20 protein-coding genes are annotated in these 22,095 nt (G+C 45.4%); 12 read left to right on the forward strand and 8 right to left on the reverse strand.

All coding sequences use genetic code 11. The annotated features are described in order from the left end of the window. Nucleotides 1-189 precede the first annotated feature (189 nt). The 6 genes from OCV36_RS01275 to OCV36_RS01300 all read left to right on the forward strand — a co-directional run bounded on the left by OCV36_RS01275 (nucleotide 190) and on the right by OCV36_RS01300 (nucleotide 8,902). Nucleotides 190-2,784 carry an ExeM/NucH family extracellular endonuclease gene (locus OCV36_RS01275; RefSeq protein ID WP_135457731.1) on the forward strand — a complete coding sequence of 865 codons (2,595 nt, stop codon included), beginning with the start codon at nucleotides 190-192 and terminating at the stop codon, nucleotides 2,782-2,784. Between the two features lie 188 nt (nucleotides 2,785-2,972). Beyond that, nucleotides 2,973-3,551, forward strand: a complete 579-nt coding sequence (locus tag OCV36_RS01280) for an aminodeoxychorismate/anthranilate synthase component II (protein WP_029224873.1) — start codon at nucleotides 2,973-2,975, stop codon at nucleotides 3,549-3,551. Nucleotides 3,552-4,016: 465 nt separating this feature from the next. Continuing rightward, complete coding sequence (locus OCV36_RS01285) at nucleotides 4,017-5,228, forward strand: aspartate aminotransferase family protein (protein WP_017073695.1); 1,212 nt, start codon at nucleotides 4,017-4,019, stop codon at nucleotides 5,226-5,228. Between the two features lie 108 nt (nucleotides 5,229-5,336). Beyond that, entirely contained in the window at nucleotides 5,337-6,356 is a 1,020-nt protein-coding gene (astA, locus tag OCV36_RS01290; protein ID WP_029224872.1) for an arginine N-succinyltransferase, read from the forward strand. A gap of 39 nt (nucleotides 6,357-6,395) precedes the next feature. Next, a complete protein-coding gene (astD, locus tag OCV36_RS01295) occupies nucleotides 6,396-7,853 on the forward strand; it encodes a succinylglutamate-semialdehyde dehydrogenase (RefSeq protein WP_135457733.1) in 1,458 nt (485 codons plus the stop codon). 257 nt (nucleotides 7,854-8,110) lie between these two features. Continuing rightward, complete coding sequence (locus OCV36_RS01300) at nucleotides 8,111-8,902, forward strand: DUF1338 domain-containing protein (protein ID WP_135457735.1); 792 nt, start codon at nucleotides 8,111-8,113, stop codon at nucleotides 8,900-8,902. A gap of 176 nt (nucleotides 8,903-9,078) precedes the next feature. Here the strand turns inward: OCV36_RS01300 and crp are convergent, their stop codons facing one another. The 6 genes from crp to OCV36_RS01330 form a co-directional block, all read right to left on the reverse strand. Next, on the reverse strand, nucleotides 9,079-9,711 hold the full coding sequence (crp, locus tag OCV36_RS01305; RefSeq protein ID WP_004729651.1) for a cAMP-activated global transcriptional regulator CRP: 633 nt from the start codon (nucleotides 9,709-9,711) through the stop codon (nucleotides 9,079-9,081). Between the two features lie 239 nt (nucleotides 9,712-9,950). Next, nucleotides 9,951-10,820, reverse strand: a complete 870-nt coding sequence (locus tag OCV36_RS01310; protein ID WP_004729650.1) for a phosphoribulokinase — start codon at nucleotides 10,818-10,820, stop codon at nucleotides 9,951-9,953. A 77-nt stretch (nucleotides 10,821-10,897) separates the two neighbouring features. Then, nucleotides 10,898-11,110, reverse strand: coding sequence for a YheU family protein (locus tag OCV36_RS01315; protein WP_004729649.1), 213 nt, complete (start codon nucleotides 11,108-11,110; stop codon nucleotides 10,898-10,900). A 115-nt stretch (nucleotides 11,111-11,225) separates the two neighbouring features. Continuing rightward, on the reverse strand, nucleotides 11,226-12,233 hold the full coding sequence (locus OCV36_RS01320) for a hydrolase (RefSeq protein WP_135457737.1): 1,008 nt from the start codon (nucleotides 12,231-12,233) through the stop codon (nucleotides 11,226-11,228). 280 nt (nucleotides 12,234-12,513) lie between these two features. After that, nucleotides 12,514-12,984 carry a TIGR02444 family protein gene (locus tag OCV36_RS01325; protein WP_017073690.1) on the reverse strand — a complete coding sequence of 157 codons (471 nt, stop codon included), beginning with the start codon at nucleotides 12,982-12,984 and terminating at the stop codon, nucleotides 12,514-12,516. Then, the gene (locus tag OCV36_RS01330) at nucleotides 12,981-14,903 is read right to left on the reverse strand and encodes an ABC transporter ATP-binding protein (RefSeq protein WP_135457739.1); all 1,923 of its coding nucleotides are present in this window, start codon (nucleotides 14,901-14,903) and stop codon (nucleotides 12,981-12,983) included. Before OCV36_RS01330 ends, OCV36_RS01325 begins: the two co-directional genes overlap by 4 nt. 171 nt (nucleotides 14,904-15,074) lie before the next feature. Here OCV36_RS01330 and kefG point away from each other — a divergent pair, with 171 nt between their 5' ends. The 5 genes from kefG to OCV36_RS01355 all read left to right on the forward strand — a co-directional run bounded on the left by kefG (nucleotide 15,075) and on the right by OCV36_RS01355 (nucleotide 19,698). Then, a complete protein-coding gene (kefG, locus tag OCV36_RS01335) occupies nucleotides 15,075-15,659 on the forward strand; it encodes a glutathione-regulated potassium-efflux system ancillary protein KefG (RefSeq protein ID WP_135457741.1) in 585 nt (194 codons plus the stop codon). Continuing rightward, on the forward strand, nucleotides 15,646-17,442 hold the full coding sequence (gene kefB / locus OCV36_RS01340) for a glutathione-regulated potassium-efflux system protein KefB (protein ID WP_135457755.1): 1,797 nt from the start codon (nucleotides 15,646-15,648) through the stop codon (nucleotides 17,440-17,442). Before kefG ends, kefB begins: the two co-directional genes overlap by 14 nt. 157 nt (nucleotides 17,443-17,599) lie before the next feature. Next, the gene (locus OCV36_RS01345) at nucleotides 17,600-17,800 is read left to right on the forward strand and encodes a YheV family putative zinc ribbon protein (RefSeq protein WP_017632113.1); all 201 of its coding nucleotides are present in this window, start codon (nucleotides 17,600-17,602) and stop codon (nucleotides 17,798-17,800) included. A gap of 96 nt (nucleotides 17,801-17,896) precedes the next feature. Beyond that, on the forward strand, nucleotides 17,897-18,529 hold the full coding sequence (gene slyD / locus OCV36_RS01350) for a peptidylprolyl isomerase (RefSeq protein ID WP_135457743.1): 633 nt from the start codon (nucleotides 17,897-17,899) through the stop codon (nucleotides 18,527-18,529). A 203-nt stretch (nucleotides 18,530-18,732) separates the two neighbouring features. Further along, the gene (locus OCV36_RS01355) at nucleotides 18,733-19,698 is read left to right on the forward strand and encodes an isoaspartyl peptidase/L-asparaginase family protein (protein WP_135457745.1); all 966 of its coding nucleotides are present in this window, start codon (nucleotides 18,733-18,735) and stop codon (nucleotides 19,696-19,698) included. A gap of 129 nt (nucleotides 19,699-19,827) precedes the next feature. Here the strand turns inward: OCV36_RS01355 and OCV36_RS01360 are convergent, their stop codons facing one another. Next, nucleotides 19,828-20,055 (reverse strand): SlyX family protein, encoded by a 228-nt coding sequence (locus OCV36_RS01360; RefSeq protein WP_017073684.1) that lies wholly within the window; start codon nucleotides 20,053-20,055, stop codon nucleotides 19,828-19,830. Nucleotides 20,056-20,060: 5 nt separating this feature from the next. Then, on the reverse strand, nucleotides 20,061-21,038 hold the full coding sequence (locus OCV36_RS01365) for a WD40 repeat domain-containing protein (RefSeq protein WP_135457757.1): 978 nt from the start codon (nucleotides 21,036-21,038) through the stop codon (nucleotides 20,061-20,063). A gap of 131 nt (nucleotides 21,039-21,169) precedes the next feature. Between OCV36_RS01365 and fkpA the strand changes: the two genes are divergently transcribed. Further along, the gene (gene fkpA, locus OCV36_RS01370) at nucleotides 21,170-21,946 is read left to right on the forward strand and encodes an FKBP-type peptidyl-prolyl cis-trans isomerase (protein ID WP_029224868.1); all 777 of its coding nucleotides are present in this window, start codon (nucleotides 21,170-21,172) and stop codon (nucleotides 21,944-21,946) included. Nucleotides 21,947-22,095: the final 149 nt, after the last annotated feature.

Genomic DNA, 22,095 nt, shown 5'->3' on the forward strand with positions numbered 1-22,095 from the left:
ATAAAGCTCATTTCTATTTGTGTTGGAAATACATAACGTGCCAAACAATTGATAATCCCTAAGTGATAAGTTCCTCATTTTCTTGCCAACTGACTTATTCCTTTCATAAATAAACCTGATAGTTACCACAAAATACATGACTGCCTATAGATGGCAGTGACTATAAATCAATGTACTCAGGTGAAACGGATGGCTCTTTTACACAAACCTTCATTGCTAGCAGTGGCAATTGGTAGCTTGCTAACAGCAAGTGCACACGCTGATTTGTTTATTTCACAATATGTGGAAGGCGGCAGCTACAACAAAGCGGTTGAGATTGCCAATAACGGCGATAACAGCATTAACTTAGATGGTTATTCACTGGCTAAATCAGCGAACGGCGACGGCTCATGGGGCGCCACTTTACCTTTAGATGGCCACGTTTTAGCGCCCGGTGAAGTACTTGTGGTCGCTCATACGAGTGCGAGTGATGAGATTAAAGCAATCGCTGACATTCTAAATGCTTCGATTGCTAACCATAATGGTGATGATCCACTGGCTATCTTGAATTCAGATGGTTCGGTACACGATGTTGTCGGTTTGATGGGCGATGTGGACTGGGGTAAAGATGTTACTTTGGTTCGAGCTGATCAAACGCCTTCGGCGACATTCGATGCTTCACAGTGGGTATCGCTACCAAAAGACAGCATTGAAGGGCTAGGTTCATTAGACACTGTTGAACTGCCAGAAGCGTTCACTTGTACACAAGATGGCTCTGACCCAGTATTCACAACCATTCAAGAGATCCAAGGTGAGGGGGCAACATCACCGTTCATTGATGGCTACCCGTACATCACTGACGATGAGTACTTCGTAAAAGGTGTTGTGAGTGCCGTGACAACGGGCATAAGCAAAGGCTTCTACCTGCAAGCACTTGAGGATGACTTCAATTCAAGCACTTCTGAAGGTCTATTTATCCACACGAATCAATCGAGCTCAGAACTGGCTGCGGGCGATGTAGTGTGTGTGAAAGGTAAGGTTCAAGAATACTACAGCCATACTCAGCTTAAAGTTGAAAACAACCAATGGCTAAAACAGGGCGAACAACAAGCGCCTGAAGCAACGGCGATTGAAGCGCTAGGCAGTGATGAAAACTTCGCTGCAACGCTTGAACGCTACGAAGGCATGTTGGTGAAAACGACGGAAGCGCTTGATATGCGTGTAACTCGCACCTTTGGTTATGACTATTCAGGTCGTCGTAACAACATGGTACTGGCGCATGAGCGTATTAACATGCAACCGAACCAGCTTTTCGCAGCAGGTTCTGAAGACGCGAAACAACAAACGGAAGATAACGCAGACCGTCGTCTTTTCGTTGAAACCGATCAAAAAGCGGGTGATGGACAAGTTCCTTTTTACCCTGACTTTGGCCGCACCGATATCGACCAAGATGGTTCAACGGAAGACTACATACGTATTGATGACACCATTGTTGGTCTAGAAGGCGTACTGACTTACAGCTACGGCGAGTATCGATTAGTGGCAACTAACCAGATCTCGGCTGAAAACTTTGTTCGCAACGACCCTCGCACAGACAAGCCTGATATGGACGAAGGCGACCTGCGCATCGCGACTTTCAATGTGTTGAACTATTTTAACTCTCCATTTGGTGGTGACGCGAATCAGCACGGTAATAACCGTGGCGCGAACACCATGACTGAGTTTGAGATGCAGCAAGAGAAGATTGTGAATGCGATTCTCCGCTTAGACGCTGACATCATTGGTTTGATGGAAATTGAGAACAACGGCTTTGGTGAAGGCTCTGCCATTGGGCAGCTTGTTAACCAACTGAATGATCGCATTGAGCGTAAGAAAGACCGCTATACCTTTGTGGCTGTCGATTCGAACGAAGATGGCGTGACCGACGAGATGGACTCGATTGGTACTGACGTAATCACAACGGGTGTTATCTACCGTAAGAAAGTGGTTAAGCTTAAAGACAGTCGTGTTATTGCGATGCCAAGCCAACAAGCACCAGAAGTGTTAGACGATTCTGGCAAGGTGATTGAAGACGGTAAGAACTACCAACGCGACTCATTGGCGCCAACCTTTAAAGTTAAAGGCACCAAAGAGAAACTCACCGTAGCGATTAACCACTTTAAATCGAAAGGTTCTAAGTGTTGGGAAGATGCAGCACCGGTTGAACAGGGTGGCCAAGGTGGCGTTGACGCCGATAAGCAAGGTTCATGTGAGAACTTCCGTGTTGCTGCTGCGGTTGCGCTAGGTGAAGCGCTAGACGGTATCAAAGGCCATAAAGTGATTCTGGGTGATATGAACTCGTACGGCATGGAAGATCCAATGCTAGTGCTAACTGATTACTCTGAAGAGAAATACGGCAAGCAAATTAAAGCGGCTCGTAACACTTACATTGATGGCGCTGAGCAGTTTGGTGACAGTGGTGCTGTGATCACTAAGAATTACGGCTACATTAATGCTGTGGCTCAAAAGCATCCGGACAGCTGGAGTTATTCATACAACGATGAAGTTGGTGCTCTGGATCATCTGTTGATCAGTGACAGCTTGAAAGAGATGGTAGTAGATGCAACCGACTGGCACATCAATGGTGGTGAGTCGACGTTGTTTGACTACAACGAAGAGTTCAAAGGTGACCTACCTAAGTATCAAGATCACTTCCGTTCATCGGATCATGATCCTGCTGTTCTTGAACTACGAGTAGGCGGTTCATTTGGCTTTGGTGCACTGATGTCATTGTTTGGTTTAGCAATGTGGCGCCGTCGCAAGTAGGTTCGTTATAAGCTTTATAAGCGAGCCAATTCAGATAACTTCATACTATCTGTAAACAATTAAGGTCAACTTAGGTTGGCCTTAATTGTTGGCGAAATGCAGTTTCCACTTGCCTTTCGTCATGGGTATTGCACAATACCGCCCCTATATCTTCCAATCACTTAGTATTTAGCAAACGATTTCGACCCATGTTACTTATCATCGATAACTACGACTCTTTTACTTATAACTTGTATCAGTACTTCTGTGAGTTAGGGGTGACTGTGAAAGTTGTACGCAACGATGAGATTGATATCGAAGGTATTGAATCGCTAAATCCTAGCCATCTTGTTATCTCGCCGGGCCCTTGCACGCCTGATGATGCGGGAATCTCTCTACAGGTGATTGAACACTTCGTTGGTAAATTGCCTATTTTGGGTGTGTGTCTGGGTCATCAAGCCATTGCCCAAGTTTTTGGTGGTGAAGTGGTAAGAGCTAGACAAGTGATGCATGGTAAAACTTCTCCTATACGTCACAACGGCAAAAGCGTTTTTCAAGGGCTTAATAATCCTCTGACCGTAACGCGTTACCACTCTTTAGTCGTGAAAAATGGCACGCTACCGGATTGCTTTGAATTAACGTCTTGGACGGAATTTGAAGATGGCAGCATGGATGAAATCATGGGTTATCAACACAAAACCTTGCCGATTGATGCGGTGCAGTTTCACCCGGAATCGATTAAAACAGAGCAAGGACATCAGCTTCTCGCTAACTTCTTGGCACGTTGAGTGTTTTAATTCGACTCTTTATCCGTGTTAGTAAGCCAGTTAAACGTATCAACTTACTTGTTAAGCGTTTAAATTCGGGGCACTACGCCTCTCTATCCCTCTGACGCTGATCACCTTTTATAACATTTCTCCCTCTTCAGGCTAAGTTTTTAGTCTATGCAATATTATTCGCCTTATTTCCTCTCGAACCCAACATACCGCAGTGCCAGTAAGGCTTTGCTGTTGCCTGTCATGCGTTTAGGTAAAAAAAGCTTCATAAAACAGATTAATTGATGCATAAATAGTCATAGGTAGTGATGTTTAGCTGGTAGTGAGTGATGGCTAAAGAATAATCCACTATTGAAAAGGTTAATTAAATGTAAATATAATGCTGCAGCGGGATTATGGCGGGACAAAATATCTTTGTCTCACTTATGAACCATTACGCTTATTTGCGAAGCTTGCGGTATCGAGAAGGAATGTACGATGACAGTGGAAAATAATGTAGAACGTAGTCTTTTTAATGAGGTGATGGTGCCTTGTTATAACCCAATGGAAATGATCCCGGTAAAAGGGGAGGGCGCACGCGTTTGGGACCAACAAGGCCGAGAATATATCGACTTTGCTGGTGGTATCGCTGTGAGCTGTTTGGGTCACTGTCACCCAGCAATGGTGAATGCCGTTACTGAGCAAGCAAATAAGCTTTGGCACTTAAGTAACGTAATGACCAATGAACCTGCATTACGCTTAGCTAAAAAGCTAACAGACGTATGTTTTGCAGAGAAAGTATTCTTCGCTAACTCTGGCGCTGAAGCGAATGAAGCTGCGCTGAAGTTAGCTCGTCGTTGGGCTGCTGACGTTCACGGTCCTGAGAAATCTGAAATCATTGCATTCAAACAAGGTTTCCACGGTCGTACTTTCTTTACAGTAACCGTTGGTGGTCAAGAAGCTTACTCTGATGGTTTCGGTCCTAAACCAGGCGATGTTACGCACCTGCCTTACAACGATATTGCAGCGCTAGAAGCGCACATCTCTGATCGCACTTGTGCAATCATGATGGAACCTCTGCAAGGCGAGGGCGGTATCATCTCTCCAACATCTGAGTTCGTGAACACGGTTCGTGAGCTGTGTGACAAACATAATGCACTGCTTATTTTTGATGAAGTGCAAACAGGTAATGGCCGTACTGGTAACTTTTACGCATACCAAGGCTTAGGTGTTACACCAGACATCCTAAGCACTGCGAAATCACTAGGTGGTGGTTTCCCTATCGGCGCAATGTTAACGACTACAGAACTCGCTACGCACCTTAAAGTCGGTACGCACGGCTCTACTTACGGTGGTAACCCACTGGCGTGTGCTGTTGCTGAAGCGGTTGTTGATGTTGTTAGCCAACCTGAAACTTTGGCAGGCGTGAAAGCGCGTGAAGCAATGTTCCGTGAAGGGCTAGCTAAGATTAACGACAAATACCAAATATTCAGTGAAGTTCGCGGTAAAGGCCTATTGTTAGGCGCTGCGCTGAATGATGAGTGGCAAGGACGTGCACGTGACGTATTAGTAGCTGCAGGCGAACAAGGCCTGATGATATTGGTTGCGGGTGCAAACGTGGTTCGCTTTACGCCATCACTGGTTATCACCACACAAGAAATTGAAGAAGGCTTATCAAAACTAGACAAAGCAATCGCTACGCTAGTTTAGCCTGAGCGGCGTTATAGGAATGTTCGCCATTAGAGCGACTCCTATGACGTTCTGCTAAAGGCCCAAGCTTCTGGTTTTGGGCCTATTTTGCATCTGGAGGGAATATTGATGCTAGTTGTTCGCCCAATTAAACTATCTGATTACGATGCGCTGCATACCTGCGCCGTTGAGTCAGGACACGGATTTACATCTCTTCCGGTTAACGAAGAACTGTTAACCAACCGAATTACTCACTCTGAATATAGTTTCGCTAAACAAGACGTGACCGAACCTGGTGACGAAGGTTACTTGATGGTTGGCTGCGATAGCGAAACTGGAGATGTTGCAGGTACGACCGGCATCGAAGCTTCGATTGGTTGGGATGTACCGTTTTATTCTTATCACATCAGCAAAGTTGTCCATTCATCACAAAAGCTAGGCGTGAACAACGTTGTTAAGCTACTAACTTTCGGCAATAACTACACAGGATGCAGTGAGATCTGCACTCTATTCTTACGCCCTGATTTCCGTGGTGGTTTGAATGGTCGTTTGATGTCGAAGTGTCGATTTTTGATCATGGCAGAGCACCCAGAGCGTTTCTCAAAAACCATTTTTGCTGAGATGCGTGGCGTATCAGATGCAGAAGGTAACTCTCCTTTCTGGCAATGGTTGCAAGAGCACTTTTTCTCGATTGATTTCACGCTCGCCGATTACCTAACCGGTATTGGTAAGAAAGGCTTCATTGCTGACCTGATGCCGAAGTTACCTATCTACGTGAACCTACTAAGCAAAGAAGCTCAGGCGGTGATTGGAGAGGTACATGACAATACGCGCCCTGCACTCAAGCTGCTTGAACGTGAGGGTTTCACTAACCGCGGTTATGTCGACATCTTTGATGCAGGCCCAACGGTTGAGTGTGATTTAAGAAATATCGAATCGGTGCGTAATGCGATTCGTGCTCAAGTGAAAATTGCAGAGCACTCTAGCTCTAAAGACTTCCTAATTGGTAATACCTCGTTTGAGAACTTCCGCGCAGTAGCTGCGAAAGGTGCGTATGACCAAGCAAGCGACACAGTGATTTTATCATCTGAAGTAGCAAGCGCTCTTGAAGTAAAAGAAGGCGAATTTGTTCGCATGTTGGCTCAATAAGAGCGGCGATTATCTGTCGAAGATTTTAAGGGTAGAAGTATGACTCAGTGGATAGCAGGACAGTGGGTGGCAGGTCAAGGTGACGCCATGACATCGGTAAGCCCATACAATAATGAAGTAGTGTGGCAAGGTGATAGTGCAACTCCAGCACAGGTTGAATCTGCAGTATCAGCGGCACGTGAAGCTTTTCTAGTTTGGAAAAAGATGAGCTTTGCAGAGCGTGAAGCGATCGTGTTGAATTTTGCTGAGAAAGTAAAAGAGAACAGCGAAGAAATCGCACAAATCATCGCGAAAGAGACGGGTAAGCCGATTTGGGAAACTCGTACTGAAGCGGGTGCGATGGCAGGTAAAATCGCTATCTCTATTCGTGCTTATCATGAGCGTACTGGTGAGGCTTCACGTGAAGCGGCAGGCAACCAAATCGTACTGCGTCATCGTCCATTAGGCGTAATGGCGGTATTTGGTCCTTACAACTTCCCAGGTCACCTACCTAACGGTCATATTGTTCCAGCATTGCTATCGGGTAATACCGTGGTATTTAAGCCGTCAGAGCAAACACCTTGGACAGGTGAATTTGCGATGAAACTATGGCAAGACGCTGGCCTTCCTGCTGGCGTGATTAACCTAGTGCAAGGCGCTAAAGAGACCGGCATCGCATTGGCTGATGCTAAAGGTCTTGATGGTGTGCTATTTACAGGCAGTGCTAATACTGGTCATATTCTTCACCGTCAATTCGCGGGTCAACCGGGCAAAATGCTGGCGCTAGAGATGGGCGGTAACAATCCAATGGTGATCAGTGACCAATTTGGTGATGCTGACGCAACGGTTTATACCATTATTCAATCGGCTTTCATCAGTGCGGGTCAACGTTGCACCTGTGCACGTCGCTTGTATGTGCCTGTTGGAGAGAAGGGCGATCAACTGCTGGATAAGCTCGTTGCTGCGACCTTGAAGGTTCGCGTCGATCAGCCATTCGCTGAGCCAGCACCCTTCATGGGGCCACAAATTTCTGAAGCTGCGGCTAAATTCATTCTGGACGCACAAGCTAATCTGCAATCGTTAGGCGGTGTAAGCCTAGTAGAAGCAAAGGCGGGTGAAGCGGCGTTTGTTTCTCCGGGCATTATCGATGCAACCAACATTGCTGAACTGCCAGATGAAGAGTACTTCGGTCCATTGCTGCAAGTAGTTCGTTACCAATCGCTAGAGCAAGCGGTTGAATTGGCTAATGACACGCGCTTTGGTTTGTCTGCAGGCCTAGTTTCAACAGACGATTCTGAATGGGAATACTTCGTTGACCATATCCGTGCGGGTATTGTTAATCGTAACCGCCAGCTAACAGGCGCAAGTGGTGATGCTCCATTTGGTGGTCCGGGGGCTTCAGGCAACCTACGCCCAAGTGCGTACTATGCAGCTGACTACTGTGCTTATCCTATGGCTTCAATGGAAGGTGGTGAAACTCAACTGCCAGCGACATTTAGCCCAGGTATTGAGCTTTAGTTTAAGCTCTTAAGCTATAAGTTCATGAATCATAAGCTTATGAGCTCTAGGTTCATGAATAACAGATTCATTCGTTAATTGTGTAATGAGGAAGCGGTGTTATCGCTTCCTTTTTCCATCACGTCCGACACCTAGATTGGGCGGTAGATAATAATAGAACAAGTATGTCACAGGCTGATGGCTGCTGACTCTGTGTCCAGCCTCTCCCTCTCTAATCCAAATTACTAGCTTGCTAGAACCTCTGACAAGGAGTCACCATGACGCCCGATCTACTCTTTAAATCACTATGGGACGATTACATTCACAGGCTTTGCCCATCGGCTGAAAAAGTTCATCATCTGCTGAAAGAAGACGAAGCCCTGATTAATGATCATATTGCACTGCGTACTTTCAATGTTGCACCGCTGGGCATTGAAACACTGGCCAAGCCTTTTCTTGAGCTAGGTTATAAAGCGTGTGGCGATTACTTGTTTGAAAGCAAGAAACTAGTGGCTAAGCACTATGAGCACCCAGACCTAAACCAACCTAAAGTGTTCATTAGTGAGTTGAAGGTCGAAGAATGTTCAAGTGACTTACAACAGATCGTGGCTAAATTGGTTGAGCAAGTCGACGCAAGCAAGCTTCAAAGTCATGAATTCTTGTTTGGTGGTCGCCTTTGGGACTTGAGCTTCGCAGATTTCCAAGTGCTTGCAAAGGAGAGCGAATACGCTTCTTGGTTAGCGGCTCATGGATACGGTGCTAACCACTTTACAGTGAGCGTTAATCAACTCGATGCTTTTGATGAAGTTCAGGCTGTAAATGATTACCTGAGCGAATCAGGTTTCACTATCAATGCATCTGGAGGCCAGGTTAAGGGCTCTCCAGAGGTCTTATTAGAGCAATCATCGACAATGGCAGACAAAGTCCCAGTTTCATTTGTTGAAGGCAATGAGATGATTCCTGGAGGCTTCTATGAGTTTGCTAAGCGTTATGCGATGGCGAATGGTGAGCTTTATACAGGGTTTGTCGCGGCATCGGCTGACAAAATCTTTGAAAGTACCAACGGTTAAAGAAAGATACGAGCACGGGCTTTGCCCTAGAGGTGCGGGTACGCTTCGCTTCGAGAGTGTTTAGAAGAGCGAACTCCTATCTCTAATATCGATTTCCGAATCTGATCTTTAGAAAACAAAAAAGCCACCAAATTTGCATTTGGTGGCTTTCTAATTTTTGGCTCAGTTAATCGAGATTAACGAGTGCCGTATACCACGATAGTTTTACCGTGTGCAGAAATTAAGTTCTGCTCTTCAAGCATCTTCAAGATACGACCTACTGTTTCACGAGAACAACCAACAATTTGGCCAATCTCTTGACGAGTGATCTTGATTTGCATGCCGTCAGGGTGAGTCATTGCATCTGGCTGTTTCGCTAGGTTTAGTAGCGTTTGAGCGATACGACCTGTTACGTCAAGGAACGCTAAGTCACCAACCTTTTGGCTAGTCACTTGTAGACGGTTTGCCATTTGCGCTGAAAGACGCATAAGGATATCTGGGTTCACCTGGATAAGTTGACGGAATTTCTTGAAAGAAATTTCAGCTACTTCACAAGGAGATTTTGCACGAACCCATGCAGTACGCTCTTGGTCTTCTTCGAAGAGGCCAAGTTCACCAATGAAGTCACCTTGGTTTAGGTAAGAAAGAATCATTTCCTTACCTTCTTCGTCTTTGATAAGAACTGCCACAGAACCTTTAACGATGTAGTACAAGGTTTCTGCCTTTTCACCAGCATGAATCAAAGTACTTTTTGATGGGTACTTATGAATATGACAGTGTGAAAGGAACCACTCTAATGTTGGATCGGTTTGGGGTTTACCTAGAACCATAATATCTTACTTCCTCTGCAGGGTATGCTTGCCGCTTTCCGTATTGTAGCTAAGCCTGGATTGACTTGTAGGGTAAGTGCACTTGTTGAGTGCTGCAAGCTATCTTGTGTTTCGTTTAAGAATAGTATCCTTTTTCAGGTACTATTTCTTGATTTTAATCGTGACCAAGCTACGATTTTTTACGCAAAATTGTGCACATGATCACGGTATGAAAAGTAATCAACCAGAATGGCGGTCTGTTAACCTATTTTTCCGGTTTCGATGAGTTGTTGTAGGATTGGCCTTACAATGAGCTCCATAGCAAAACTCATCTTGCCACCTGGCACCACAAGCGTGTTATGGCGAGACATAAATGAGCCATCAATCATAGCCAAAAGATAAGGGAAGTCGACGTTTTTGATGCCGCGCAAACGTATAACTACGAAGCTTTCATCTAAACTTGGTATCCCTTTGGCGTTGAGCGGGTTTGATGTATCTACGGTTGGAACTCGCTGAAAGTTGATATGAGTGCGCGAAAATTGTGGGGTAATGTAGTTCAGATAATCATCCATTGAGCGAACAATTGAGTCCATTACCGCTTCGCGTGAGTGTCCACGATCGCGTGTGTCACGAACGAATTTTTGGATCCACTCAAGGTTTACGATTGGCACCATGCCGATCAGCAAATCGACGTGTTGGGACACATTGATATCCCCATCAACTACACCGCCGTGAAGGCCTTCGTAAAACATCACATCTGAATTTTCAGGGATTTCTTGCCATGGCGTAAAGGTGCCCGGCATTTGGTTGTAAGGAACGGCTTCATCGAAGGTATGTAGGTAGCTACGGACTTTTCCCGTGCCTTCGTTTCCGTATTGACGGAAGAACTCTTCTAATGCGCCAAAATCGTTAGCTTGTGGGCCAAAGTAGCTGATGTGCTTACCTTGCTCGCGCGCCTTACGGATCTCGACATCCATCTCTGGTCGAGTGAAGCGATGGAAACTATCCCCTTCAACCCAAGCGGCCTTCACGTCCATCATATTGAACATTTTGCGGAAGGCTTCTGAGGTAGTGGTGGTGCCGGCTCCAGATGAACCCGTCACCGCAATAATTGGATGTTTAGCGGACATGACAACCCTTGTCTTTTGAGTAACTTACTTGTTAGCAATCGTTTACCACTATAACACGGCTCCTTTATGAGCGCAGCTTAGAAGCGTTTTGTGACTTGGATATCAACGGTTTCATGTAACTCAGAAAACACGATGCTGACTTCCTTTGAGGCTAATTGATGTTTCACTTGGTCAATCTTGTTTTGCAGTGAAACCTCTACGTCACCGTAGTCTGTGCCTTCACGGAGCACGAATTCTTTAATGAGGTTTTCCAGCGTTTCTGGTGCGATGTCTTGCCATGGGATGATCATAAATACTTCTCTCTTTTATGTTCATGGATAGGTTTATTGATGTATTAATGAGTGTGCCTAGTGACGTTGACACTCAGTTTTTGAGCAAAGCTAAGTTATTTACCAAGGCTCGCTATTATGCCGAATCGTGGATACTTTCATAGTAGGCAGGTAAAGCTTCTTCTAACCAAAACCTCGGTTTGAATGTGCTACCCGTAATGAACCCCACATGTCCACCTTTTTGAAACAGACGATAATCGATGTTATCGGGCAGAACGAACTTTGGAATCACGTCGTCTGTCATGAACGGATCATCTTTGGCGTGGATGATCTGAGTCGGCAGCTTAATTTTATTCAACTTAGGCAGGGCGGAACACTGGGCATAGTAGTCTTGTGCGTTTTTGAATCCGTGTAAAGGCGCAGTAATTCGTTCATCAAACTCATACAGCTTGTCGATCTTTCTGATCGCTTCCGCGGTAATACCTAGCTTTTCTTGCAGCAGCTTAACCTTTTTCAGTGCATTGGATTTTAATGAGTTGAGCAGGTACTTTTTATAGAGCTTGGAGAAGCCTCGCTCGATACGGCTTGAACAGCACGCTAAGTCAAAAGGAGCAGAGACTATCGTTGCCGCAGACAGCAATGGGTCATCTGCATATTCGGCCAAGTAGTTAGCCAGCATGTTGCCACCTAGAGATATACCAACCGCAACCTTAGGGCTATTTGGAAACTGCGCGTGTAAGTGCCTTAGGAAAAAGCGGGCGTCTTCGACTTCACCTGAATGGTACGCACGAGCTAAGCGATTCGGTTTCCCGCTGCAACCTCTAAAGTGCATCATCACTGATAACCAGCCATCTTTAGCAAACGCATTCATTAACCCATTGGCGTAAGGGCTCTCAAAGCTGCCCTCTAAACCGTGGAACAAAACGAAAATGGGCTTCTTACTAAGATTTTCGCTGTTTATGTTATCGCTATTAGGATTCTCTCCCTTCGGGTCCTCGCTCCATGCAAGATCGAGGAAATCGCCGTCAGGAGTTTCTAAGGTTTGCCATTGAGGGTCAAACAACGCCTGCTTTCTAATAAATCGTGGCACTAAGGTTTGTAGGTGAGGATTAGATAAACCAGCTGCTGCGGTAAATATTGTCATAAAAACAGTCCATGCTTTTTGTGGGCTTTGAGAAAGTGTCGAGCTTTTTGGAAAATGCCCACGTTTTATTTGAGCTTGGTTGATTCTCAACATAAGCGCAAGAGGTTCACCGATATGGATTGTTAAAAGGCACCATGGGTAACTGGTTGAATAATATCGAGCTTAGGTTTCTTATAGGTTGCTTGTGGTGTGTATCAGCCACCACGTAAAAATGCTTTATGCTAATGCTAATACGAAGATAAGCTTGGATCTGGATTGAATAAAAAGGAAAGGAAATGAGTTAGGGCTGAGGTGCTGGTTCAGAAAAAGCATCATAGAGATTTTCAGCCCCTAATAAACGGCAGTATTGATAAGCGAGTGGTGATTGTTGATTGGCGACAAGCTTAAGAGAATTAATACAGTCGACAAGATCAGACTGCTGTTGTTTCTCTAGTTGTAATTCGAACTGTAAGGCTTCACGGTATAGCGAATCGACAACGTGTGCTTTGAGATGTTTGCGCAGCTCTCGATAACTATGAAGCAGGGTTTCTGAGCGGCTTAAGCATTGTTGTACTTTGTGCCACTCTTCTTCAGCGAAAGACAATTGCTGCTCATCAAGCCATTTGAGAAGCAGCAGTAGATTGACGTTGCCATGAAACTGGTTTTGCAAAGCTAAGCACGCATCCTTTACACCGCGCACACTGTAATACTGGAGGCTAAATTGCCATAGTCGTTCTAGTGTTAGTGATATTGGGGCGTGCTCAGGGCTCATAAGCTATCCATATCCTGTTCCATCTGCTCAAGCTCTTCTTGAGTAGACATCCAATCCATTTCAACTTCTTCTAGCTGTGATTTACTGCTCGCTTGTAGAGCGAGTACTTTATTCAGTTTAGCCTTATTTTCAGCTTCATAAAGTGAAGTGTCGGATAATTCTTGCTCGGCCTCCTCGAGATCCAGTGTTAATTTATCCATCAGCTTTTCGAATTGAGTCAGCTTTTTACGGATTGGAGCTGTTAGCTTACGAAACTCTGCTTCTTTTCGTTTTTGCTCTTTCTTCGAAGCTGCACTGTTAGCGCCGTCTTTTGCTGGTGCCAATGCTTGTGCTTCTTTACGCTCAACTTTTTGTTGTTCGGTTAGCCATTTGTAATAATCGCTAAGATCGCCATCAAACGGTGCGACTTGGCGGTCGTGTACAAGGTATAACTCATCGGTGGTTGCACGCAGTAAGTAACGGTCGTGCGATACGATGACCATCGCACCTTCAAACGTCTGCAACGCAAAAGTCAGCGCCTGACGCATGTCGAGATCCAAGTGGTTGGTCGGTTCATCGAGCAGTAATAGGTTCGGTTTTTGCCATACTAGTAGAGCTAATACTAAACGTGCTTTTTCACCACCCGAAAACGGAGCCACTTTATCGAGTGCCTTTTCACCTTGGAAGCCGAAACTGCCTAGGTAATCACGCAGTTGTTGCTCGGTATGCTTAGGAGCAATCTGCATCATGTGTTGCAGTGGCGTTTCTTCTGGATGCAGCGTCTCTAATTGATGCTGAGCAAAGTAGCCCATCTTAACGCCCTGCGAATAGCTCAGCTCACCGCCTTGTTGCTTTAGCTCACCAGAAAGCAGTTTAATCAGTGTCGACTTACCCGCACCATTTCGACCAAGAAGACCAATACGGCTGCCGGGAACTAGGTTGAGGCGAATCTTTTCTAGAATCAAGTTGTCATCGTAACCCGCTGATACCTCATCCATCATCATGATTGGGTTTGGTAGCGCGTCTGGCTCTCTAAACTCAAAGCTGAATGGGTTATCAAACTGAGCTGGCAACACTTGTTCCATTTTCTCTAGCGCTTTAATACGGCTTTGCGCTTGGCGAGCCTTTGAGGCCTTGTAGCGGAAACGGTCAATGTAGCTCTGCATGTGAGACATTTGCTTTTGCTGCTTTTGGAACATTGCTTGTTGCAGGATCAGCTTTTGAGCGCGTTGAGTTTCAAACGATGAGTAGTTACCGGTGTATTCATTGAGCTGTTGGTTTTCAACATGCACGATACGGTTGACGATAGGATCTAAGAAGTCTCTATCGTGCGAGATAAGAACCAGTGTGCCTGGATAATTTTGTAACCAACGTTCCAGCCACATTACGGCGTCTAAATCCAAGTGGTTGGTTGGCTCATCGAGTAACAGTAAATCACTACGACACAGCAGGGCTTGCGCTAGGTTCAAACGCATACGCCAACCACCCGAGAATTGGGTGAGGTTCCATGTCATCTGTTCTTGGCGAAAACCAAGGCCATCGAGTAATTCAGCGGCTCGTGAATTAATGGTGTAACCACCAATGGTTTCAATTTGACCGTGGATCTCTGCTACCAGAGTCCCGTTGTCAGCGTGTTCCGCTTTCTTTAATTGATCTTCAAGGCCACGGTATTCTCTGTCGCCATCAATTACATATTCAATGGCTGTTCTTTCTAATGCCGGCGTTTCTTGAGCAACCCAAGCCATTTCCCAATGGGCGGGTTTACTGAATGAGCCCGCATCAATAGACAGTTCGTCTTTGATTAAGGCAAACAGCGTAGATTTACCACAGCCGTTTTTTCCAACCAAACCGATCTTGTCGCCAGGGTGAAGAGTTGCAGATGCTTGGTCGAGGAGTGGTTTACCACCACGTAACAATTGAATATCAGAGAAAGTAATCATAGAAGCAGCATAGAAATTAGAGGTGGACAGACGCCTGCATAGTAGGCTGAATCCAGATAAAAGTCGATCACAATGCAATTTGCGTTATGATGCCAATAACATATTAATAACTTTTATTTAAATTCTAGTGGCCTTGCCACCGTTTAGCCCTCAAAGGAATGTTTCAAAGGAATGAGTATTACTCCCTCGACAGACAAACCCGTGCCAAAGGTGTTAGTGATCTATGCGCACCCAGAACCACAAACCTCTATCGCTAACCAAATTATGGTTAAAAAGATAGAGTCGCTTGGGAATGTCAAAATCCACGATCTCTATGCTCTCTATCCTGACTTCTTTATCGATGTGCCTTATGAGCATGAATTGCTCCTTCAGTACGATGTAATTGTGTTCCAACACCCTCTATTTATGTATTCATGCCCTTCGTTATTGAAGGAATGGTTTGATCGTGTGTTAGGGAAGGGTTTTGCGTTTGGTGAGCAAAGCGCGCTTAAGGGCAAGTATTGGCGCAGTGTCATCACTACGGGTGGTAAAGAAGAGGCGTTTGGTGCTGCAGGCTATAATAAATATCCATTACAAGAGATCTTGCAACCGTTTGAGCTAACCGCCGCTTTGTGTCAAATGAACTGGATGTCACCTTTGGTTTTACACTGGGCGCGGAATATCTCGGATATGACGCGTTACCAACACGCTGAAGAATATCGAAATTGGTTACGAGATCCGCTAAAAGGTATAGGAGCGAATGATGGCTCTGACTAATGATTTTTTGCAAAGTAGCGTTATATTTCTAGCGGCTGCTGTTATTGCGGTTCCTATCGCACAGCGAGCGGGCTTGGGCTCAGTATTAGGCTATCTATTGGCGGGTGTTGCGATTGGCCCATGGGGGCTTAGCTTAATCAGTGATGTAGAAGCGATTCTGCACTTCTCCGAGTTCGGGGTGGTACTGCTGCTCTTTTTGATTGGTTTAGAGCTCAACCCTAAAAAATTGTGGCAGATGAGAGCGCCCATTCTTGGTTTAGGTGGCGCGCAAGTGCTGATCACGACCTTGATTATTACCGCCATCGCCTGTCTGTTCGGATTAACCTGGCAAACCAGCCTCGTAATAGGTATGGGTTTAGCGCTGTCTTCGACCGCTATCGCGTTGCGTGTTATTGAAGAGCGGGAGCTCGGCGGTAAAGAAGCCGGGCAGTCAGGTTTTGCAGTACTACTTTTCCAAGATATTGCGGTTATACCAATGCTCGCGATGTTGCCTTTGCTTGCTGGTAACACTGGCGGCAGTTGGGCAGATATGCTGTGGATGTTGGGGGGTGTGATTGGCTTGCTTGTCGGTGGACACTTCTTATTGAGACCACTTTTCCGATACGTAGTAATGAGTGGTGTGCGTGAGTTGTTCACAGTCGCAGCCTTATTATTGGTGATTGGTATTGCGGTACTCATGCAACAGATTGGTTTGTCGATGGCATTAGGTACTTTCCTTGCGGGCGTCCTTCTAGCGGAAAGTGAATATCGACATGAGCTCGAAATTGCCATTGATCCATTCAAAGGCTTATTACTAGGTCTGTTCTTCATCTCTGTTGGCATGGCGGTGAACTTAGGTTTACTAGCCGAAAGTCCGTTCGCGATACTGATTGCGGTTTGTTCATTGGTCGTCTTAAAAGGGCTAGTTCTGTATATGCTTGCTCGTATCTTTGGTACTCAAGCTAAAGCTCGTAGCCGCATGGCGATGATTCTCAGCCAAGGCGGTGAGTTTGCGTTTGTCATTTTTACTGCGGCAAGTGCACAAGGTATTTTAAGTGGCGACCAAGTCTCGTTCTTGTTGGTTGTTGTGAGCCTTTCTATGGTGACCACGCCATTGATGCTCAAGATCCAAGACCGATTCTTTGCTCGTCAACTCAATCAAATCAGCGAAAGTGCGATGTCTTCTGATGTTGTGGACCGCAGCCCGAGAGTTATCATTGCTGGCTTTGGTCGTTTCGGTCAGATTATTGGTCGTCTGATGTACGCAAATAAGATTCGCATTACCGTTCTTGAAAGTGATGCTAGCCAAATACACATCCTTAGAAAATTTGGCTACAAAGTATTTTACGGTGACTCTACTCACCTTGAATTGTTAAGAGCTGCGGGGGCAGATAAAGCCGAAGCCATTGTGTTGTGTACCGATTCTCCCGATGAAATCATGAAGACCGTCGATTTGTGTAAGCAGCATTTCCCACAGTTAAAGATTTTAGCGCGAGCTCGAAGCCGTGTTGAAGCGTATCAATTACTTAACCATGGTGTGAGCAACTATTCGCGTGAAACCTTCCTTGGGGCATTAGATTTAGGTCGTCAAACATTGACTGAACTTGGCATGCATCCATACAAAGCGAAGCGAGCAGAAGCACACTTTAGGAAATTGGATAATGGTATGCTGAAAGAGTTGCTTCCTCAGCATAACGAAGATGCCGAGTTAGCCCAAAGAGCGAAAGAGGCTCGCAAAGAGCTTGAAGAGATTTTTGGACACGAGATGGAAAACGATCACCAATCTCGAAACTATTGGCAGTAGCCTGAGTCAAGAGTTAGTCACCTGAGCTTAGACATATAGCATGAACTTAGAAATAACAGTTTGAATAGCCAATTTAATAATAAACGCGGTCTCTGCTTAGCCTCTATATAGAGCGAGCAGGATGAACTGCGAATCCAGAGTAGTAAAGGATATGAACGTGAAACAGAAAAAACGCTTTATCGCTGGGGCAAGCTGCCCAAGCTGCAACACTCAAGACACACTTCGCTGGTGGGTCGAGAACAATATCGAACTGGTGGAATGTGTCGATTGTGATTTCACCGAGCAGCGTAAACCTAAAACTGTAGAGAAATCTGAACACGCGAATCAAGAAATGATCGGTATTTTTAAACCAGAATGATTGAGTTTCACTAATTCATCCCCATAATACCGGGTGTAGAAAATTTATTCCTAGGTTCAACTGTTCGAACCTAGTCCAAACCTCCTTGGAGCTCTCATGAAAATTGAAAAGAACGTAGTAGTTAGTGTTGCATATCAAGTGAAACTTGAAGATGGCGTAGTAGTTGACCAATCAACTGCAGAAGCTCCACTAGATTACCTTCACGGTCACAACAATCTAATTACAGGTCTTGAAAAAGAGCTTGAAGGCAAAGTAGCTGGCGACAAGTTCTCAGCAACTGTTACTCCAGAAGACGCTTACGGTGAGCACAACGACGACCTAGTTCAACGTGTTCCTGCTGACGTATTCCAAGGTGTTGAGCAAATCGAAGTTGGCATGCGTTTCCTAGCGGATACAGACCAAGGCCCAATCCCAGTGGAAGTGACTGAAGTAGATGGCGACGAAGTTGTTGTTGACGGTAACCACATGCTAGCTGGCCAAACTCTAACGTTTGACGTTGAAGTTGTCGCTGTTCGTGAAGCGACTGAAGAAGAAGTTCAACACGGTCACGTACATCAAGAAGGTGGCTGTGGTGGTCACGATCACGACCATGATCACGAAGGTGGTTGTTGTGGTGGTCACGATCACGACCATGATCACGAAGGTGGTTGTTGTGGTGGCGAAGAGCACGACCACGGTGAAGAGAAAAAAGAAGGCTGCTGCGGCGGCGGTAGCTGTGGTTCTCACTAATACCGAATTAACGGTTTAGATTAAGAACACTAAAAAAGCCTCCCTTGCGGAGGTTTTTTCGTATTAGGCTAGAGTTTTTTGAACTGACAGTTTCTTTAACGGGCCAGCTATTCGAAAAAGTTTGTTTTCCGTTATCAGACATCGAACCTCGGATGTGGTATTGATAAAGCAACATTATAAGAATACGTCAGTGGAGAATTCACATGTCACAGCCTTTTTCAATCGCCATTCATGGTGGTGCGGGTACCATTTTGCGAGAGCAAATGAGCGATGAATTAAAAACAGGCATTACTGAAGCTTTGGAGAAGTCGGTTTTGGCTGGCTATCAAGTTTTGCAATCGGGTGGCGATGCGCTGGATGCCGTGGTTGCATCGGTGAAAGTGATGGAAGACAGCCCACACTTTAATGCAGGCAAAGGCTCGGTGTTGACTCACGATGAGTTTGTTGAGATGGATGCTTCTGTGATGCATGGCCGTGAAATGGATGCGGGTGCGATTGCGGGTGTTCGTCATATCAAAAACCCTATTGAACTTGCGCGTGATGTGATGCTGAAAAGCGATCATGTGTTGCTGATTGGCGAAGGCGCCGAGAAGTTTGCATTCGAACACGAATACACGTTTACCGAACAAGACTACTTCTTTACTGAACGGCGCTATAATCAGCTTCAGTCGATGAAAGAGAAAGGCATCTTTGCTCTGTCGGAAGCTAAATACGATGAACAACAAGCTCAGAAATACCCTGATGATAAGAAGTACGGCACGGTGGGCGCGGTGGCGTTAGACCAAGCCGGTAACTTGGCAGCAGCCACAAGTACTGGTGGTGTAACCAATAAAAAATACGGCCGTGTAGGAGACTCTCCAATCATCGGTGCAGGCACTGTTGCTGAAAATGGCAACGTGGCTGTTTCAACAACAGGTATGGGTGAGTTCTTTCTTAGAAAGATGGTTGCGAGCGATGTGGCTGCGCGAATGCGCTATCTCAAAGAAGATGTACATACGGCTTGTGAACACATCATCCAAGGTGAACTAAAAACCATGGGCGGAGAAGGTGGCTTGATCGCTATTGATGGCCAAGGTGATATTCACTTCGGTATGAACAGTTCAGGGATGTATCGAGCTAGCGTTGATATAGAAGGTCGTGTCGACGTTAAAATTTATGCCGATGAGTAAGTCCATCGTGGCTTGATTCTGGTTATCAAATACATAAACGAAGGGCGTCAGATAGTATCTGTCGCCCTTCGTTGTTATCCGTAGTCAACGAGTGTATCGCTAACGAGCTTTTGCTCATTTGAAACGCGCTTAATAGTGCGGAGGTGGCGTCTCTTCTGATGCGTCAGCTAAATTTGAGCCATCCATATTTTTCACTTTACCCACTACAAACTTCATTTGATCTTGCATTCGCGTGATCAACATCTGTTGTTGGCTAAGCGCTTCATTGAGTTCCTCAATGGTCTGTTCTTGGAAAGCCACCTGACATTCTAAGTCATTCACGCGGCTTTCTAGTTGTTCAACTCGCTTTTCTGTCATCGTTCTTAATCCACATTCCAAGCTTGGGCGATGCCCGCTGAGGTGCCCGATATCACACGGTTCTTATCATCAAAGGCTGCATCATACACTACCGCTCGAGGAGGGCGAGCATCTTTTAGTGGCTCAGCGTCGTGACGAGAAATTCGTTTTCCGTCTTGAGTGTTCCACACGCTGACTTGACTTGATGGGGTACCCGTAACGAGCATCGTTCCATCATCAGAGAAGCGCGCGCTTGAGAATATCAGCTGTCTTGACCAACTCTGAAGTTGGGCTTGAGATTCGCCCGTTTTAAGGTCCCAGATCATCGCTTGGTTGCCGCCATCGGAAGTAAAAGCCAATTCTCCATCCCGTTGTAGTGCAACTCGTACTACTCTTTGTTCATGCTCGAAGGTACGTAGCACCAAGCCTGATTCGGTATCCCAAAGGTAAGCTTTGTAGTCGTTGCCGCCCGATAATGCGTAGCGCCCATTAGAAGAGAGGGAGACGGAATTAACTTTTTCTCGGTGAGCGAGGAACTCCAGACGGCGTCCGGTGACTAAGTTCACATAGATAGCTTTGCCGTTAGATAGGCCAAGCAACACTTTTTCACCATTGCTCGATATATCAACATCGCGAATCAAGCCATCGGAAATAGACCAAAGCCCTTCAGCTTGAGTCCAAGATAAATCCCAAACGGCGAAATTCATTTGGCTGGCGGTAATGGCAAATCGACCGTTATCTGAGATACGGATTCGTGATACCTGGTTTTCGGATGGGTCTTGTGGGCCGAGTTGAGCTAACTCTTTGTTTTGGTTTAAATCCCAAAGGATAAGTTGTTTTTTCTGAGAGTAGAGTAAGGCAAAGCGTCCATCTCTACTTAGTGCAAAGCTGGTGGCGCCATTGGGTTCAATTTCCCAACGTTGCTCATCATCTTGGAAGAAAAAACAACCATTTAACAAGGTGATGACAATTGTACATAGCAATGAGTGGAAAAATATTCGCATCACATCTAATAATCCGGTTTGTGTCGAAAGACATATAACTAGTATATTGTTATAACTAACGTATTCACACCAATCTAATCATTAGATTTGTGCACAATAACCAATGGCTTGGCCATTAATTGGAGAATTCAATGAAATCAGTTTTAAAAGTATCACTGCTTGCCGCAACGGTTATGCTGGCAGTTGGTTGTCAGAAAGAAGAACCAAAGGCAGAAGCTCCACAGGTAGAAGAAGTTCAAGTAGAAGCAGTAAACTTTAAAACAGAAGATGACAAAGCGGCTTACGCAATCGGTGTATCTTTCGCAAATTACCTAAGCACAAGCATTGATAAGCCAAGCGAGCTCGGTATTAACCTAGACAAAGACATGGTTCTTCAAGGTATCGAAGATGTATTCGCAGAGAAAACGGCGCTTAACGAAGAAGAGACTCGTGCTGCACTTGAAGCTTTAGACAAGCGTGTTGCTGAAACAATGCAAGCACAAGCGGCAGAGAAATCAGCAGAAGTGAAGAAAGCAGGTGATGACTTCCGCGCTGAGTTCGCTAAAACTGAAGGCGTAAAGCAAACTGAATCTGGCCTACTTTACCAAGTAATGACTGCGGGTGAAGGTGCTTCTCCAAAAGACACTGATACCGTTCAAGTACACTACAAAGGTACGCTAACAGACGGCACTCAGTTTGATAGCTCTTACGACCGTGGCGAACCTGCAACATTCCCACTAAACCGCGTAATCCCAGGCTGGACTGAAGGCGTACAACTGATGCAAGTTGGTTCTAAGTACAAATTCGTTATCCCGCCAGAGCTAGCGTACGGTGAGCAAGATACACCGACTATCCCTGCTAACTCAACGCTAGTATTCGAAGTTGAACTACTAAAAGTTGATAACGCTGAAGCGGCTCCTGCCCAGTAATGTTAGTTAGAAACTTCGTTTAAACATACGTTGATTGAATAAAAAGCCTAACTTTAAGTTAGGCTTTTTTTATGCTTTAAAGATGAGTATTTGATTTTTAAACTTGTTCTAAATCACTAGTTGCAATGTTAGCTAGGTGTGCAATTAAA

The organism is Vibrio echinoideorum (assembly GCF_024347455.1).
Taxonomy (GTDB): domain Bacteria; phylum Pseudomonadota; class Gammaproteobacteria; order Enterobacterales; family Vibrionaceae; genus Vibrio; species Vibrio echinoideorum.